Origin of the sequence: Bacteroides faecichinchillae JCM 17102 (assembly GCF_000614145.1) — a bacterium.
Lineage (GTDB): Bacteria > Bacteroidota > Bacteroidia > Bacteroidales > Bacteroidaceae > Bacteroides > Bacteroides faecichinchillae.
Map to the genome: position 1 here is coordinate 23404 of NZ_BAKK01000002.1, position 15726 is coordinate 39129.

General features: G+C 42.2%; 15 protein-coding genes and 3 pseudogenes. 3 read left to right on the forward strand and 15 right to left on the reverse strand.

Annotated features, from left to right (window positions below; genetic code table 11):
- Positions 1 to 3: 3 nt before the first annotated feature.
- From JCM17102_RS25645 to JCM17102_RS30580, 11 genes and pseudogenes are all read right to left on the reverse strand, one after another.
- Positions 4 to 830, reverse strand: a pseudogene (locus JCM17102_RS25645) (GIY-YIG nuclease family protein).
- A gap of 2 nt (positions 831 to 832) precedes the next feature.
- Positions 833 to 2644 carry a hypothetical protein gene (locus JCM17102_RS01120; protein WP_025073644.1) on the reverse strand — a complete coding sequence of 604 codons (1812 nt, stop codon included), beginning with the start codon at positions 2642 to 2644 and terminating at the stop codon, positions 833 to 835.
- Positions 2645 to 2649: 5 nt separating this feature from the next.
- The gene (locus tag JCM17102_RS01125) at positions 2650 to 3438 is read right to left on the reverse strand and encodes a toll/interleukin-1 receptor domain-containing protein (protein ID WP_008628684.1); all 789 of its coding nucleotides are present in this window, start codon (positions 3436 to 3438) and stop codon (positions 2650 to 2652) included.
- Positions 3439 to 3441: 3 nt separating this feature from the next.
- Positions 3442 to 4836: a restriction endonuclease subunit S gene (locus JCM17102_RS28755; protein WP_025073646.1), complete on the reverse strand. Its 1395-nt coding sequence runs from the start codon at positions 4834 to 4836 to the stop codon at positions 3442 to 3444.
- Positions 4837 to 4844: 8 nt separating this feature from the next.
- Positions 4845 to 6848, reverse strand: a complete 2004-nt coding sequence (locus JCM17102_RS01135) for a type I restriction-modification system subunit M (RefSeq protein WP_025073647.1) — start codon at positions 6846 to 6848, stop codon at positions 4845 to 4847.
- A gap of 6 nt (positions 6849 to 6854) precedes the next feature.
- A complete protein-coding gene (locus JCM17102_RS01140) occupies positions 6855 to 7058 on the reverse strand; it encodes a helix-turn-helix domain-containing protein (RefSeq protein ID WP_008628687.1) in 204 nt (67 codons plus the stop codon).
- 102 nt (positions 7059 to 7160) lie between these two features.
- Positions 7161 to 7541, reverse strand: a pseudogene (locus JCM17102_RS29375) (hypothetical protein).
- A 113-nt stretch (positions 7542 to 7654) separates the two neighbouring features.
- Positions 7655 to 7894, reverse strand: coding sequence for a putative DNA binding domain-containing protein (locus JCM17102_RS01150; protein WP_025073648.1), 240 nt, complete (start codon positions 7892 to 7894; stop codon positions 7655 to 7657).
- A gap of 31 nt (positions 7895 to 7925) precedes the next feature.
- A complete protein-coding gene (locus JCM17102_RS21345; protein ID WP_051572675.1) occupies positions 7926 to 8249 on the reverse strand; it encodes a helix-turn-helix domain-containing protein in 324 nt (107 codons plus the stop codon).
- Between the two features lie 7 nt (positions 8250 to 8256).
- A complete protein-coding gene (locus JCM17102_RS21350) occupies positions 8257 to 8586 on the reverse strand; it encodes a helix-turn-helix domain-containing protein (protein ID WP_033886400.1) in 330 nt (109 codons plus the stop codon).
- The gene (locus JCM17102_RS30580) at positions 8577 to 8783 is read right to left on the reverse strand and encodes a hypothetical protein (protein WP_025018267.1); all 207 of its coding nucleotides are present in this window, start codon (positions 8781 to 8783) and stop codon (positions 8577 to 8579) included. The genes JCM17102_RS21350 and JCM17102_RS30580 overlap by 10 nt, the downstream gene beginning before the upstream one ends.
- Before the next feature lie 213 nt (positions 8784 to 8996).
- Between JCM17102_RS30580 and JCM17102_RS01175 the strand changes: the two genes are divergently transcribed.
- Complete coding sequence (locus JCM17102_RS01175; RefSeq protein ID WP_025073651.1) at positions 8997 to 9554, forward strand: sigma-70 RNA polymerase sigma factor region 4 domain-containing protein; 558 nt, start codon at positions 8997 to 8999, stop codon at positions 9552 to 9554.
- A 45-nt stretch (positions 9555 to 9599) separates the two neighbouring features.
- Positions 9600 to 10013: a hypothetical protein gene (locus JCM17102_RS21355; RefSeq protein WP_033886401.1), complete on the forward strand. Its 414-nt coding sequence runs from the start codon at positions 9600 to 9602 to the stop codon at positions 10011 to 10013.
- A 100-nt stretch (positions 10014 to 10113) separates the two neighbouring features.
- Here JCM17102_RS21355 and JCM17102_RS25650 read toward each other — a convergent pair whose 3' ends face one another.
- A complete protein-coding gene (locus tag JCM17102_RS25650) occupies positions 10114 to 10593 on the reverse strand; it encodes a DUF3408 domain-containing protein (RefSeq protein WP_275564292.1) in 480 nt (159 codons plus the stop codon).
- Between the two features lie 191 nt (positions 10594 to 10784).
- Between JCM17102_RS25650 and JCM17102_RS30585 the strand changes: the two genes are divergently transcribed.
- Positions 10785 to 11090, forward strand: coding sequence for a hypothetical protein (locus JCM17102_RS30585; protein WP_159106300.1), 306 nt, complete (start codon positions 10785 to 10787; stop codon positions 11088 to 11090).
- Positions 11091 to 11358: 268 nt separating this feature from the next.
- Here JCM17102_RS30585 and JCM17102_RS01195 read toward each other — a convergent pair whose 3' ends face one another.
- The 3 genes and pseudogenes from JCM17102_RS01195 to JCM17102_RS32325 all read right to left on the reverse strand — a co-directional run bounded on the left by JCM17102_RS01195 (position 11359) and on the right by JCM17102_RS32325 (position 15724).
- Positions 11359 to 12672 (reverse strand): sigma-54-dependent transcriptional regulator, encoded by a 1314-nt coding sequence (locus JCM17102_RS01195; RefSeq protein ID WP_025073654.1) that lies wholly within the window; start codon positions 12670 to 12672, stop codon positions 11359 to 11361.
- Entirely contained in the window at positions 12647 to 14974 is a 2328-nt protein-coding gene (locus JCM17102_RS01200; RefSeq protein WP_025073655.1) for an ATP-binding response regulator, read from the reverse strand. Before JCM17102_RS01200 ends, JCM17102_RS01195 begins: the two co-directional genes overlap by 26 nt.
- 46 nt (positions 14975 to 15020) lie before the next feature.
- Positions 15021 to 15724, reverse strand: a pseudogene (locus tag JCM17102_RS32325) (flavodoxin family protein).
- Positions 15725 to 15726: the final 2 nt, after the last annotated feature.

Here is a 15726-nt window from a genome sequence, read left to right on the forward strand (position 1 = left end):
CATCTATTCTAATTGTTTTCTATAAACTGAATCTAATGTATTTCCATCTTTATCTTTCCATACTAACCAGCCGTTGTTGCTACTACCAATACAGAAATCGGCGGCAGTACTGGGGCTTGAAAAAGTTTTATCCGATGTCAATACCAATATTCCGTTTTCATTGGCGGTGTAGTCTTGAAGCATCTTTTCTCGCTTTTCTTTCCAGTTGAAAGACGGTACCATTGTTGGGGCAACAATGCTTCCTTTTAGGACTGTGAATCCATCAGAACTATAGAAGCCTTTTGCATTGCATCCTCTACCTTTGGTGTAGAACAAATGTTCTTCCTTCGGTTGTGATACTTCAAAGATATTGCAACCGATAAATGATGCCAAAAACTTCACATCTTCGAAAAATTCATCTATTGAGTCCTGTTGATGCTCTGGTAGATTCGGTGCTTTAGGGATTTGTTTATTATCGCTTAAAACAAAAGCGTTTGCTTTCTTGGCTTCAGCTATCGCTTTATACTCTAAGTATTGCACATCAACTTTAGTCATATCGGCATCTTTCGATACGAATATGAGTGCTTTTTGCCAAAACGCTTTTTTGCTGTCGTGGTCTTTTACACGTTCTTTAAAGTTTTCCGTTTCACCTATATATGCCTGTGGTTGGTTGATTCATCTTCGCCTAGTAATATATAAAACGCAGGTTTTTGCAACTTCTTTTGTGTATTCAAATAAGAGAGGTTAGAACGTGGCACGACAAACATTTGGCAAATCTTGTTGCTAATGAATGCGTATTGAGTTCCTTTCGGATCTCCATCAATGAGATATGTTGTTACTGTTTTGCCCATAATTATACACCGTAATGCTTTTCTAATCGTTCTACAAGTCCATCAACTAACTGGGAATAATCCTTAAAACGAAGTTGTGACAAATTCCTTAAATTGAATCCAATAAATTTATCCATATCTTTTCTCTCTTTATTGTGGTCAGTGTCTTCTTTATATAATAATATCATGTTAGGAATCATATTGTGAGATTGTGCCACCCCCATTGCATATCCTATTTCATGATAAACATTAATGTTAGCACTACTTAAATCTGCAATAATCAAACTACATGATTGTATAGCTTCCAGTATTTTATCTTGAATGGAGAATGTGCTTGATTCAATGGTTCTATCAATTCTAATAGGTCTTGGATTCAATGTTATATTGCGATGTTTAGCATTAAATGTCTCTACTGCTCGAACAATTTTTTCGTATATCAATTCACTTTGAGAATCCCCAAATTGCATTGATATGAAAATCTCATTTCTTTTTGTCTGATGTATTCGCTCAAACATATTAACCAAGTTCTCTGAGCCATCGTTGGACAAATCGTCTGCATCAACAATTTTGTTTATTCCATTTTGCTTCGCCCAATACACAAAGGATTTAAGTCGATTCTTATCTAATAATGCATAAAACACCATTGCACACAAGAAAGCAATATTCCCATATTCGTTTCCCTCAAATTGTTCATATTCTCGTCCAACTATATTTAAAGCTTGTTCTATGGTATTTGCATCTTGTACCTTATCGAGAAATGATTGATAAGTTTTCAATTGACTCTTTCTGACTTCTAATGAGTATTTTGCTCCATTGTATTGATTTTGCAAATCGCGTACTTGCAAACTGTATCCATAAACATCTTTCTCCAGTGTCCTATACTCTGATGAAGTTACATCATAATTGCTCCTAAATTTGAAATCATCTAATTTCTCTACAAGTTGATCATGCAATGTTTGAAGTTTAACTAATTGCGAATCCAATTCTTCATATTTTGCTTGAGTACCTGGCAACCTTTTTTGCTCTTCTTCGTATGCCTCTTTAATTTCTGGAATAAACTTGTTAATTAATTGTACGATTCTCAAACAAGCAGTACGATAATAGTCTTGGTCAATAGAATCATTAACCCTTAACCAAGGAATCGCATTGTATCGCCCTGACTTTACTTGTTCTATTAGACGAAGTGCAATTGGGTATTCTTTCCCTAAATTTTCTTTATCGTCAAACACATTCAAATCATGAATAATTTTCAAACTTGCCTCTTGTCTTAATGGTTCTTGCTTAAAATTTATGTTATGGAATATACCAGCTTCAAACTTGTCCGCTTGTTCTTCTGCTGAGAATATCACAGTAAAAGGCACAATAAGTTTTTTCAACTCATTTATGTCCGCATTTGTTTCAGTCCAAACGCTATCAGCAGGACTGTCAAAAGGTTCCAATCTATGATTCCCGTCAACCCTAACTAATTCAGTATTTGTTCTTTTGATTAAATAAGCATGTCTTGCCCGATACCCCTCATAAGGGAGTCTTTCACTTAAAACTTTTAATCCAGGAACAAATTGGGCATCATCTCTATCTACCGCATTATCAATACCGATATTTCTTGCAAAGTTCTCATAATCATGTACTCTGCAAGCAAGAGTAATTTCAGGGAAATACTTGTATTCTCCATTTGCAAGAAACTCAACGATTTCTTTTTTATGATTGTCCAAAGCATTTCTTTGATATGAATCTGGTTTATGAGATATTGCGGCCAAATCCTTTATGGGGGCGAAACCTCTAAGCACAACATAATGATTAAATGTTTTATATATTATTCCTTCTAACTTTGCCATAATTTCTACTTGATGTTATTTATATATTTTAGAAATGCTTCTCTTTGGCGACTCCAGATTTCCTTATCCGGTAATCCAAAATATTCTATCATTTCTTTATGTAACGCATCTAAGGCTATAGATGAATTTATCATTTCTGCCTTTCGAGTGTCGCACAACCAACCTATTTTATTAAAATTCACATCAGGTAAAAGATATAATCGTACTTTGTTGTCGTAAGCCCATACTGCCCCCATTTCATTAATACAGATTTCGCTGGCCTTATATTTTTTAGAAATTATCAAGAACGCATAATCTACATTTTGAATATTCGTTTGTATGTGTTTACGAATATCCTCACCATTTTTTACTCCCATTTCTTCAATAGAAGTACAAAAGATGTCTTCGGCTTTTATTCCTATACCGAGTTGCAAGATGTAATCAACAAATTTTTCAATAATATCTTTATTCTTGGACGAATGGCTTATGAAAATTCGTTTACTATTTACATCTTTCTTTTCTAAAGAAACGATACAGTCAACAATGGCTTCAATAGCACTTAAATGTATAATTTTATCATTGTCATATTGATCTATATGTTTCTGTAGTAACTGGGATATTGTCGGATATTTGACTTTGATATTTTCCACTAAAGCCAACAGATTTGTCTCTAATAGTTTTATATCACCATTAATATCATAATCTGTAAATATAAGATTCAAATGAGAATATGGTATTTTATTCCGTGTAATTCTTACTTGCGTCTTTATGATTGTTTGGCATTGACATGCAATGCTATAAATATCTTCTTTCATGGATTAGCCTAATATTATTTTTTCTATTTCTTGTTTTGTACTTTCAAGTAATTTAACTCCTTCTTTTTGAAGTTGTTTTGCTTGTTGCCGTATTGAAACAACACTTTTTACCATCTCATTTTGAATCTCGATTTCAGGCACAGGAATGAGCATAGAGGATATTTCTTCAAGATTTATATTAGCCCTGGCTACTGGTCGTTTAAGGCGATCAAGATTAAGTTGGCCTATTGAAGATTTTATTACCTCCTTAATATATTCCGGATTATATCCATCTTTCAATCGTACTAAAGCTATTGCCTGATTGATATTTGCTTCACGAGACGAATGGTAAATTCCAACTTGTCCTATTGTTGCGCCAACAATAGCAATCATTATATCACCGTTTTGTACTTTAGATGACTTCATTCGAGTATTATGGACATTGCGTTTTATGTATAATAAATTATCAAAATCTACTTCGCCCATAATGTCAATATTGCCGCTTCTGATGAATGCTACACCATGTTCAGAATCAGTATAATCATCACCGCCTGATTTTGGAGTAATACCACTTGTTATCAATACGGTAATATCACTTAATCTTACCAATTTGTAATTGGAGGTCTCTTTTAGATGTTTAAATGCTTCTTCAAAGTATTCATTATGGTAATAAGGGTCATACCTATTGCCAATTAATTGAGATAAGGAAACTACATTTACTTTTGCATAAATATCTTTTGAGGGTAAAGCTACTCCCATATTCTTTAACACGAAAGAGTCTATACTATCTAACAAAGATTTCGCTTCTTCGTCTTTTTTCTGTTTTGCTTCTTGCGCTTGAATATATTGCTTGATAATTTGTTTTTGAATATCAATAGGAAGGAGTGGTATTTTTACAGACTTTAAATAAGAACTTGATACACGTTGTTGACCTGCAGAGCCACCAAATGAATTTTGAGCAGATTTCAATACTCGCTTATCCCGTAATATATAATGAATATATTCAATTAAAATATTATCAGATTTTGGTCTTAGTACAAAAAACTCCGTTGAACCACAGCCAAATCCATTTTTTAGTTTACAGGCAATTGCAGATTTCCCATTTTGCATACATGGAGTAATTTTTGCCCATAACAGATCGCCTTCTTGAAATTTTGTAAAACCTTTAATCTCCCGAAATCGGATAGTTTTCAATGTCTTAATAGTTCCATTATGTTCATCAATAGATTCCATAGGAATAAATGACATTTCTTCATTATCAGAAATGCCATCAAATGAAACAGGAGGATTTATGTAAACTAATTGTCCTAAATCAAAAGAAGGATACGAATTAGATACAAAGTCAAAACGTGCATTGTAAAAAGACACATCAAAACGATTACCTAAAGCTTGTGAGATATTTATTTTATTTTCAATCATAAGCAATACTAAATTATTGACTTAATACGTTTTGCAACTTCAGGCAGTTCACTACCCTCTATCTTCTTTCCTGTAGCGTCATAACCAATATTTTCAACTTCTATCATTAAAACTTTATAGTCATTAACAAACTGAAAGATTCGCTCCTTATAAAGATCTAACATCCGTTCTGTGCGCTGTTCTTTGTCAAGGTCTTTTTCTTTCTGCACAAGAGCCTTAACATCTTTAAGCGTTTGTTCAAATTTCTGAGTCACAACTTTTGGATGTTTTTTGAGAAATAAAATAGAAGATTTTACACCGGCTTTAACGTGTGAGAATGTATGCTGTGGTAGAGAAACAACAGCCAGTATTTTGAATTTTTCAACCAACCAATCACGTACATATTGACTTGTTGAATTTGTCAGAATGCCATCAGGTACGACTATTGCCAAATATCCATTTTCCTCATTCAGGTATTTATAGCATCGCTCCAAAAACAGAATTTCTGTACTTTGAGATGCACGCCATTTCTTTTTATTGTTGTCATCTGCAATCCGGTCTTTTATCTCAGTTATGCCAAGATTCTTTTCAAACAGCTCATATTCTTTATAATAGTTTACTTCGTCTGCCTTAATAGTAGAACCAAATGGAGGATTGGTCATAATCAAATCAAACGTTCCATCCTGAAATTTAAGATTACGATTTTCTATCTCTAATGTCTTATTGTTCTTAAGACCATCATTAGTGATAATGTTAGTATGGCCGTCATCGTGAATTATCATGTTCATTTTGGCAACGCGCGATATTTGCTCGTTGATTTCAATGCCGAATAAATGTTTTTCGGCAAACTCATGCCAATAATCTTTCCATGATGAACTTTCAGCATTTTCGCCATATATTTCATTAGCTTCGTCACGAATTGTTTTTAAAGCATGAAGCAAGAAACCACCACTTCCACAGGATGTGTCAAGTACTTTCCAGTCCTTATCAATATTTATAGAATTAACGATAAACTCAACAATCGGATTAGGCGTAAAAAATTGTCCGAAGTCTCCACGGAAGAATTCTCCCATGAAACTTTGAAAGGCAACCCCCTTTGCATCAAGATCTGTTCTGGAAAGATTTATGTCTTGTAGATACTGAACGACGGTATATATCTTGTGTTTGTCAAGCTTAATGTCATCTTTGAATACTTCTGGATCTTTCTTGCGCCCATGCTCATACAACTCTCGAACACGTTTTTCAAGTTCCGTTTTAGCTTTCAGATTCTGTTTATCATCTTTGTCTTCTGGATAAGATATGATCTGAAAAGCAAACGGTTCCCCTTTTGTTTTTGGAGTATTGTCTCTCCATTTCTCGTCCCATATCTTACAAAAAATAAGCTTGTCCAATTCATCGAAAGCCGTAGTAGGAGCTAAAGCTCCGCCACCCCACAATGCATCGTGAGCAGACTTAAACTTTTGCCTCAATTCTGCCTGTGTCCCGGCTTGAGGTTCTTTTGCTCCTTTTACATATTTATACCTTTCAACTTTCCCCGCTCGTTTGGGAATGTCTGAGATGCTAATTCGTTCTATTGGATATAGTTCAACTATCTCAAAGTACTCATCTTTAATCCCAGACGTAACCCAGATATACTGACTTGCCAAAGAATGGGCATAGCTATATGCTTGATCAACTGCAACCTGAAATTGCCTTTCATTTATTTGTTCTTCTTTACATTCAACTACAATCAAGATTTTAGAATTTGTCTCATTATAAACAAGAATATCTGCTTCTTTTGTTGAAGAACCTACTTGAACATTTTCATTGACAGATATATTCAGAGGCGAATAATTATAGTCAATAACAAGTTTTAGATATGCTGTTGCTTGTACAAATTCCTCTGGATTACTGAGTTTACGTTTTGCATTATTCTTACAATGGTATGTTATATAACTATTATCGTTGTTGATAGTAATATAATTATTCGCAATTCCCTTTTTAAATAAATTCGTGGAAAGTAGCTCTTTTATTTCGTCTTGAGTCTTAGCCATAATACATTAATTTTTGCTATCAATTAAATCTTTAGGGTTTACTTGAAGAATGGATGCTATTTCAAACAGAACTTCTAAACTTGGTTGTCGTCTGTTGCAAACATATGCATTGACTATGCAGAAACTTCTGCCAAGTTTCTCTGCCAGCCAAGTCTGCTTGATTCCTCTTTCTTCAAGCACCTCTTTTATTCGATTCATGGGTTTATCCATTGTTTTATTTTTATATCATCAATTTGAATACAAAGATATAAAATGTTATGCTATATAAAAAGAAAAGAGGAGGGAAGTTCCTCCTTAATCTTAATTCATGTATTAGACATTCAATTCTTTCAGTGCTAGTGCATAATTGGAACAAAAACCGTCCATTATACACTTCAAACCAAGTGTCTGATAATACTTATAGTCGTCGCCTTTAGTGCATAGGTATTTGTAACCGTAGCGTGGCATGTACTCCTTGAAGAACCGAGCCAAATCTTTCAGGTTTTCTTCTTGGTCCTTCTCGAAGTTATTGCGCACAATGATGATAGACTAGTCGGGGAAGTTGCCTCTTCCACAGCTATACTCCCAAAAGCGGATGTAGCAGTCCAAATCACGCTCACTGATGTTCACACAAAAGCCGTTGGCATTTTGCATCACGCTACAACTGTTTCTGTAGCCGAACTTCTCACACAAGTAGAGATTGAAATCAAGAATTAAATCTTTTTATTTTACAAAGCAAGAAGAATATAGAATTTTGCTTATTTCCAAATTGCTTTTGAAAGATGGATGAAGCGAGCAGGCAGCAAACTGCGCTCTTTCCAGAAAAATCAATCCGTTTTTTCGACCACTTGCCAATATCCGCCTTTGTCCGGCCCGATTCGTCGGAGCACTCCGTCCGCTTTCAGCCTGGCAATCTGTTTTTTCCACGGCTTTGGGGGGGGTATTCTTATCCGCTGGGCAAGTGCTGCTGCGCTCAGTGTATTGCCCTGTGAAAGCAAAGCGATGATTTTCTCCCTACTTTTTACTTTCTTCTCCCTGCTTTTAGCCGGTTTCTCCCCACTTTTCATTTTGAATCATGTTATGATAAAAGTTCGATGTTTATGTATTTTTCAACTTGTACGCTTCCCTGTACCCGTCCATCAAGGTGCGTTCTATGTCAGAGGCCCTGTACAGGATTCTACCGCCTATTTGGGTGTATGGCAGTATGCCGTTGTTACGGTAGTCCTGAAGACTCCTGCGGCTGACCTTCAGTTTCACCGCCAGTTCCTTGTCGGTGTAATAGCGTTCCCCGTCCAGCGACGGCTTGTTGCTGTCACGTATTTTCTCCACCCTTTTAGAAAGGTCTTCCAGCGACGAGAAAAAGGCTCTCACGCGCGTGTCGTTTTCCGGTGTCAGCAGCCGGATGTTGTCGTTGTCAGTCATAAGCATGCTACTTTAGGTTGTTAATATTACATTCTTTTCCCTTATCAACGGCCATACGTCGTTTCATTCCCACCACAGAAAAGACGGCCTTCACGTCTTCCGGCCTGTAGTACACCTTGTGGCTTATCTTCGTGTAAGCCAGCGTTCCGTTCTCCCGCATCGTCTGCAAGGTTCTCGGGCTGACGCAGAGTAGCTTGCACACGTCATCGCTGTCAAGCCACTCCCTTTCTCCTAAATCCTCATGCTCCCGGCAGAGCCGTTCCACCTTTTTAGCGAAATCCTCGAACCCCGAGAGCATCCTCTCGAAAGTTGCCTTCTCTATGACCACTACTTCCATATTCCTGTAAATTTAAGTTTGACATTGATTTTTATTACAAAACGGAACGAGGAAATAATGCCATCCCAACCGTTTCCGGAAGCGAAGAAAATAAAAAAATCAAGACGGGCTGCCAACCGGACGAGAGGTGTCACCGGCAGACATCCCTTTTCACCGTCCGGCTGTAATTCCGAAGGTGAAAACAGAAAAGGACACACTTATTTCTTTGAAGCAAAGGTAGCCGTTCCCCACCGGGGCGCAAGGCCGGGGCCCTGCGGGTCGGCGTGGAAAAAATCATCCTCGCTGCGCTCCGGTATTTTTTCCAGCCGAGCCTTGACGACTTTCCGGTGGGAGAACGGCTGTAAGGCATACAAAGAAACAAGAGTGCCCGTACCACGGGCCGGATGTCTAACAGATAAAAGCAAAAGGATATGGCAACAAAAGACGTGAAAGACTTCAACGAATGGTTCGGCCGTTCATACGCGAGAATGAAAGAGAGACTCTCCATCTATGGAAAAATTGACGAGGACGCATTCCATGACGCTTATCTGGCAGTCAGGAAACAGGTGATGTTCTCCGGCGGAATCGAGGACTGGGAATCCTACTTCTTCGGATGTTACCGGAGAATGCTACAGACGGGAACGAGGGACAGCAGCCGCTACGACTTTCCCGGGAACGAGTATTTCGTGAAACTGGGAAAGACCGACGATGCGGAAGAACCGGAAAAACGGGAAGAGGTGCTTACCGGATGCGACAGGCTGGTAAGGGATATACAGAATTTCCTCAGGCGGCACTTCTCTTACGAGGATTACAGGATATTCATGCTGCGGTTCTACGAGACCGGCAGCTCGTTCCGCACCATTGCCAGACACATGGGAGAGAAAACATCGGCGGTAACACGACGGGTACAGGCGATGATGGAATCCCTTCGGGCAAACCGGAAGTTCATCGCCAGAAGAAGGTTGATAATGGCCGGAGAGTCGGCATGACAAATCTGAAAGATAATAAATGTATCACTCAAAACATAATCGATTATGAAACTGACTGTTTATGACAAGAGCAATTCCCACCCGGCACTGACCTACAAGGGGAAACGGATAATCACGGTATGCCGTGACGGCAGCATGTACCTGAGCAAGATTTTGAGCAGGGAGCTGGGCCTGCACGCAGGCAACAGGCTGTGCATCGCCAGGGACGACGACAGGCCGAAAGACTGGTACATGTTCGTTTCCGACGACGAGAACGGGTTCACGATATGGAACGACCCGCGTTGCGCCCGCTTCTCGAACAGCTTCATAGCCGGCATGATACTTGATGCCGCGAAGGTGGAGAGGTGTGCGGGCTTCATGGTGGCAAGGAAACTGGTGAAAGTGGACGGCAAACTCTGCTACAGGATAATCCTTGACAACCCGATACCGAAAGGGTTGAGAACTACCGGTACGAGATAAGCCGGTACCGGGAAGAAAAAGCAGGGGCATCCGGAGGAGGGAAGAGATTCCAGCCTCCGGGTGTCCCTTTTTTCATGCGGCGGGATGTATCATAACGGTTTCAGGTTGATACGGCTGCTGTAGATGCGTTCAGCTCGTCACGGTACTGTTCCAGATGGGCAGAGAGGATATTGTCGATATAGCACGAGATGCTGAGTGTGGGCGCGATTACGGAAAGCAGGGTACGCACCCGTTCGTAGTTCTCGCTGCTGACATAGGTCTGCCGGCGTTCTTTCACAACGTTGTTGCCAAACAGATGTTCGGGATACTCCTGAAGACTGTTCTTTTTCCGGCATGTTTTCTCCCGGAGGACCTGGGACGGCGTTTCTTCCTCGCTGCCGGACACACCGGAACCGGGAGCTTCCACCTTGTCAGGTTCGACAGGAATCCCGGAACGGTTTTCCGGTTCCTTGCCATCTTCTTTTTGGGAGCCGGCAGCGTTGTTCCCATAACGATTTTCCAGGACGGAGGCGGGAATATCCCCGGCCATTACGCGGCGTATCTGCTCCTCGTCGATTTTAACTTCCTTTCTCTTTACCATAATTCCATATTTTAGATAGTTAGACAATTTTTCCGGCAGTCCTGCACTTTCCTCACCTCGTGAATGTAAGAATACCACCCTTATCACATGTTTACATTATCTGGCGGGTATGTGCATCCGCCCGGTAAGTCGGTCATGTGCCCAATCCCCCACGTGTTCTGCCTGACATCAGGCCGGTCACGCATTCACACATGGGCGGACGGTTGCATTATTATGTTCTTATATGTTCACATTCACCCGTTATCGAAAGGTATGATGTAACCATGCACCCCGTACCTGACGAACACATGGATACTTGTGCGACCGGACGCATTCCGGCATACGCCAAAATAACGATAAATTTTCCGGATTGGCACTCTCATGGCAGCCTGATGACGGCCTGTGACACCATGTGTCATCCTGTTACACCGTTCTGGTGTCCCGATGGTGCCGATTTTGGGTATTCAAGGAGTTATAAAGATGACGAAGAAAGAATTTTCTCGGATGGAAGAGAATAGTCCGCTATATTACAATTTTTCGGATGAAAAATTCATGTTCAAGCGAACATGGCAAGTTGTGTTTTGGGGCACCCGAAATTATTTCCGGCACCCCAAAACAACTTGCACTCGCCTGAAGGCTCGGGAGGGGCTCCACTCCGAAGTCGTTGCGCCCAAAAGCGGAAAAACAGGAACAAAAATTGGAAAAATGACCTCCGTAATATACAGACCGTCTCTCAAGAAATGACCGCTATTGAAAAAGAAAACGAGCTTTATTCGTGTTTCCAATCTACCGCAACCCGTATTTCTTCATTTTCCGATACAGTGTCGCGGAATTTATTTTCAGCAACCGTGCCGCCTGTTCACGGTGCCCGTTGCATATTTGCAGGGCTTTGATGATGGATTCCTTCTCTGTATTCTCGTCTTTCAATGGTAATATGACAGGGGCAATCTCCTTATTCACACGCTCCGTTTGACCGCCGGTATTTAGGTCCGGAAGTTCCAACAAAGGAGTTTCCGTGACCAGCACGGCACGTTTGATTCGGTTCTGCAACTCCCGCACGTTGCCCGGCCAGTGATAGGCGAGCATCCTGCGCCTGGCATCGTCCGTAAAGCCTTGCGTTTCCCGTTTCAGTTCTTTGGAATAGCGTTCACGGAAAAATTCGGCCAGTGGCAGGATGTCTTCCGGACATTCCGCCAACGACGGCTGCCGAATCTCGAACTCGTTCAGCCGGTGGTAAAGGTCTTCCCTGAAACGTCCCTCCCGGATGGCCAGTTGCATATCCTCGTTCGTGGCGGCAATTATCCGCACATCGGCTGTCCGCTCCCTGCCGCCTACCGGAGCATAGGTATTCTCCTGCAATACCCGCAGGAGCAAGGACTGTATCTCGTAGGACATCGTCCCTATTTCGTCCAGAAACAGCGTGCCGCCTTTCGCCATGTCGAAATATCCGGTCTTGGCGCTGTCGGCACCGGTAAACGCCCCTTTCTCGTGCCCGAAGAAGAGCGAGGCGGCCAGTTCACGCGGCAACGCCCCGCAGTTTACCGCGACGAACGGCATATTCCAGCGTTCGCTGTTGTTATGGATGGTTTGTGCTATCGATTCTTTGCCGGTTCCGTTGGCACCGAGAATCATTACCGACATATCGGACGGAGCAACCAGCCCGGCAAACTTTTCCGCTTGCAGAATCCTGGGGCTTGTTCGGTGAAACAGCTCCTTCTCTTTCCTGCGCACCGTAGCCACCGGGCGGAACACATCTTCCGCCAACTCCAGCAGATGCTCCCGGTGTACCGGTTTGGGCAGGTAATCCCTGGCTCCGAGTTTGATGGTACGCACCACATCCGAAACGGAAACATATTCCGTGGTCAGGATGAACGGGATGTCCTTTCTTTCCTTGCGCAACCATTCCAGCAAGGAAATGCCGTCCCCCTCCGGCAATCGCACATCCGACAATATCAGGTCGAACTGCGTTCTGCGTATCAACGAGCGTGCTATCGGCTCGTTCATGGCCGTCACGGCATCATAACCCGCCTGGGCGAGCCAGTCTTTCTGCATCTGTGACAGACCTACATTGTCTTCAACTATCAGTATCTTCCGTTTCATTCGTCACTCTTTTTATCTCGGTTTCCACCACTTTAATAAGTATGGCGGCGTAATCCATAATCTGCCGGGTATGTTCATTCAATATCTTATCGTTTATAGTCTCGTTTTTCAGTAAAGCGCGATAAGCCGACAAGGCTTCTTCCATTTGCAGCAATTCCCACATCGGCTGCATCCGGTGGGTGATTTCACGCAATTTCTGCCTGTCACCGTTTTTCATTGCCGTACCGAGTTCCTTCCGGTCTTTTTCCGACTGGGATATAAAGGAAAGAAGCGTTTTCGACTTGTTGCTGACTTCAGAGAGTATCAGACTGAAATCGACGCTATGGTTATCTTCCTGTCGGTTTTTTCTTATCGTTGAAAGCAGGCTGAGCAACTCGGAGGAAGAGAAAGGCTTGTAGATATAGTCTGTAAATCCGGCATGGAGAAATGCCTCCTTGTCCCTGTCACCGCGCGCAGTCATGGCCACAACGGGTATGGTACGGGAGTTCCCGATATTTGAGTTCCGCAACAGCGTCAGCAGATCGAAGCCGTTGGTTCCCGGCATTTGAATGTCGGACAGCAGCAAATCATAATCCTTGCCCCGCATTGCCTTTACAACCTCTTTGGAAGTGGCACAGGTTGTACAGTTCATTCCGTTGCGCTCCAGCATCTCCTTTATCACATCCAGCAACATGGTGTCATCATCGATGACAAGTACATTTTGGGGCAGGTGTACCGGGTGCGGGATTATCCGGTTCTCGCTTTCTATCGGTTCATCCGTCATCTTCATGGGAAGTGTCACGCGGAAGGTGCTGCCTTGGTCTATACTGCTTGTCACATTGATGGTTCCGCCAAGCAGGTTGACAAGTCCTTTCGTGATTGGCAGACCCAGTCCGAATCCCTGGGCGTTAGCCACGGAACTCAAGCGTTCGAACGGACGGAAGATACGGGAGAGCGTCTCCTCACTCATGCCGATACCGGTATCTTTGACTTCTAACAGCAGTTCTCCTTCATGATAACAGGCATTCAGACTAATTGTACCGGCTTCCGTGAATTTAACGGCATTGCTGAGCAGGTTGTCTATAATCTGCTCGATGCGGTCCACATCACCGTAAAGTTTGACATCGGTATCCTTGAAATCGTGACAGAACAGGATTCCCTTGTTATTGACCACGTGGGAGAAGCCGAAAACGGTACGTTCCAACAAGTCTTTAAGGCTGAAAGGCACATCGTTGCGGGTTTCTTTGGCCTCGTTCAGACGGTACACGTCCAACAGGTTGTTGAGCAAGTGTACCACGTGTTTACATACAATCCTGATGTTGTCCAGGTGATTGTTCCTGCGTTTCTTTTCACGGGTGTCCGTAGCCAGTTCGGCACACCCGCTGATGATGTTCAGCGGGGCACGGATGTCATGGGAAATGGTAAGGATAATATTCTTCCGCATTTCCAGCAACGCATTGTTCTGTTCTATCGTTTCTTCCAGGCGTTTCCTGTTCCTTGCCTTAATCTTGATATCCCGTTGTATGATAAGATACAAAACAAACAACAGGATTATGGAGAATGCAATCAAACCGGTAATGACAAGAGAGGAATGTTCGTAGGAAGCTTTAAGACGTTCTTCTTTGTTTTGAAATGCAATCGATGTCTGCTCGTCCAAACTTGTAATCAGCATGCGTAGTTTCCGGTTGAGTTCCTTATTGTGTAACCGCAGGCTGTCCGTATAGGTCTCAATGTTTCTTCTGCGTTCTTCCTGCAAGGAAATAAGCTCGTTACCCCGTACTCTCACTTTTGTATTAGCGGATGGCAATTGTACGGTTTCCTTGACTCCAAAGAATCCGGCTATCCCTTTTTTCTTGCGGGTGACAGTATGGGAAGTATTTGCTTGTGATGTGACAAGTGAATATTGACCGGCCAGCAGGCTGTCAATATGTTTTTGTTGCCGGAAAATTTCTTTCATCCGCAATAGATGTTCCTCTTTGTTGAGCAGCAAGGTACGGAGGGAATCCACCTGTTCCGGACGCACAAATTCCTTGCATTGTTCACGTAAAATTTGCAGCAGGGAATCCGCTTTCAGACGACGTGTACGGTATAACTCACAATCTTTCCCGGTCCATGTCATGACGGATTCCCCGAAAGTAGCAAGCACGGTGATATGGCGATGGGTAGTGCTGATATTGCTTTGTGTCTGGAATATGGTTATTGACTCCTGCTCTATCTCCGCCACACGTTTACGCTCGTGTAAAACGATGGCGACCATACAACAGATGACCGCCATCAATAATAAATATCCGGCAACTATCTTATGCTGCAATAATAACTTCATTAGCTGTAAACTTCTCAGGTAATCTAATTCTCTGTTTATTTGTTTTTCAAATCCGTCTAAGCAGCCACGCGATATTCTGTCCGAGGTTTTTCATGTTGGCGACGCCCTCCTCGTCTTTCATGGCTTCACCGGGCAGACGGCCGTAAGCTATGTTCCAGTAAGTGGAACCTGCGACGTACATTTCTTTGTTGAGAAAGAAATGGTTGATGGTGTCGATGGTATTCATGGCTCCGGCACGTCTGGCAACAGCTACCGCTCCGCCTATCTTGTGACGGAACATTCCCGGATTGGTGTCGCTGACCACGCTGGCACGCTCGATTACTGCTTTCAGCGTGGATGAAACATCTGCCGAATAGGTTGAAGACCCGAGTATGATGCATCGGCTTCGGTCATCTTTTGATAAAGTTCCTGAAACATATCATTGCCTAACACGCAGTTTTTCTTTCCGGCACAAGCGAAACAGGCTTTGCAGGGGTTTATCGTATGTCCTGCCAACTGTATGTGTTCTGTCTCGTAACCTTCCTTTTTCAGTTCGCCCAATACAAGATTCAGCATGTCCGCCGTATTGCCGTCCTTGCGTGAACTGCCGTTGATTGCCAATACCTTCATTTTTCCTCGTTTTTCTTCTTTTTCGGACAGTCCCAGCACATCGGTGGCGTTCACGCCACCGATGCCCAGTCCTATCCCTGCCGCTACCATACCCATCTTTTTGAGTGCTTCACGGCGGGTCATACTATTTTTCTCACTCATTT

What these genes read in the sequence shown, in the direction of transcription:
- JCM17102_RS01125 (WP_008628684.1), bottom strand. Translation starts at nt 3,438, where the DNA reads ATGAAAGAAGATATTTATAGCATTGCATGTCAATGCCAAACAATCATA.
- JCM17102_RS28755 (WP_025073646.1), bottom strand. Translation starts at nt 4,836, where the DNA reads ATGATTGAAAATAAAATAAATATCTCACAAGCTTTAGGTAATCGTTTT.
- JCM17102_RS01135 (WP_025073647.1), bottom strand. Translation starts at nt 6,848, where the DNA reads ATGGCTAAGACTCAAGACGAAATAAAAGAGCTACTTTCCACGAATTTA.
- JCM17102_RS25650 (WP_275564292.1), bottom strand. Translation starts at nt 10,593, where the DNA reads ATGGTAAAGAGAAAGGAAGTTAAAATCGACGAGGAGCAGATACGCCGC.
- JCM17102_RS01175 (WP_025073651.1), top strand. Translation starts at nt 8,997, where the DNA reads ATGGCAACAAAAGACGTGAAAGACTTCAACGAATGGTTCGGCCGTTCA.
- JCM17102_RS21355 (WP_033886401.1), top strand. Translation starts at nt 9,600, where the DNA reads ATGAAACTGACTGTTTATGACAAGAGCAATTCCCACCCGGCACTGACC.
- JCM17102_RS30585 (WP_159106300.1), top strand. Translation starts at nt 10,785, where the DNA reads ATGGGCGGACGGTTGCATTATTATGTTCTTATATGTTCACATTCACCC.
- JCM17102_RS21345 (WP_051572675.1), bottom strand. Translation starts at nt 8,249, where the DNA reads ATGACTGACAACGACAACATCCGGCTGCTGACACCGGAAAACGACACG.
- JCM17102_RS01195 (WP_025073654.1), bottom strand. Translation starts at nt 12,672, where the DNA reads ATGAAACGGAAGATACTGATAGTTGAAGACAATGTAGGTCTGTCACAG.
- JCM17102_RS21350 (WP_033886400.1), bottom strand. Translation starts at nt 8,586, where the DNA reads ATGGAAGTAGTGGTCATAGAGAAGGCAACTTTCGAGAGGATGCTCTCG.
- JCM17102_RS01140 (WP_008628687.1), bottom strand. Translation starts at nt 7,058, where the DNA reads ATGGATAAACCCATGAATCGAATAAAAGAGGTGCTTGAAGAAAGAGGA.
- JCM17102_RS01150 (WP_025073648.1), bottom strand. Translation starts at nt 7,894, where the DNA reads ATGAAAAGTGGGGAGAAACCGGCTAAAAGCAGGGAGAAGAAAGTAAAA.
- JCM17102_RS01120 (WP_025073644.1), bottom strand. Translation starts at nt 2,644, where the DNA reads ATGGCAAAGTTAGAAGGAATAATATATAAAACATTTAATCATTATGTT.
- JCM17102_RS01200 (WP_025073655.1), bottom strand. Translation starts at nt 14,974, where the DNA reads ATGAAGTTATTATTGCAGCATAAGATAGTTGCCGGATATTTATTATTG.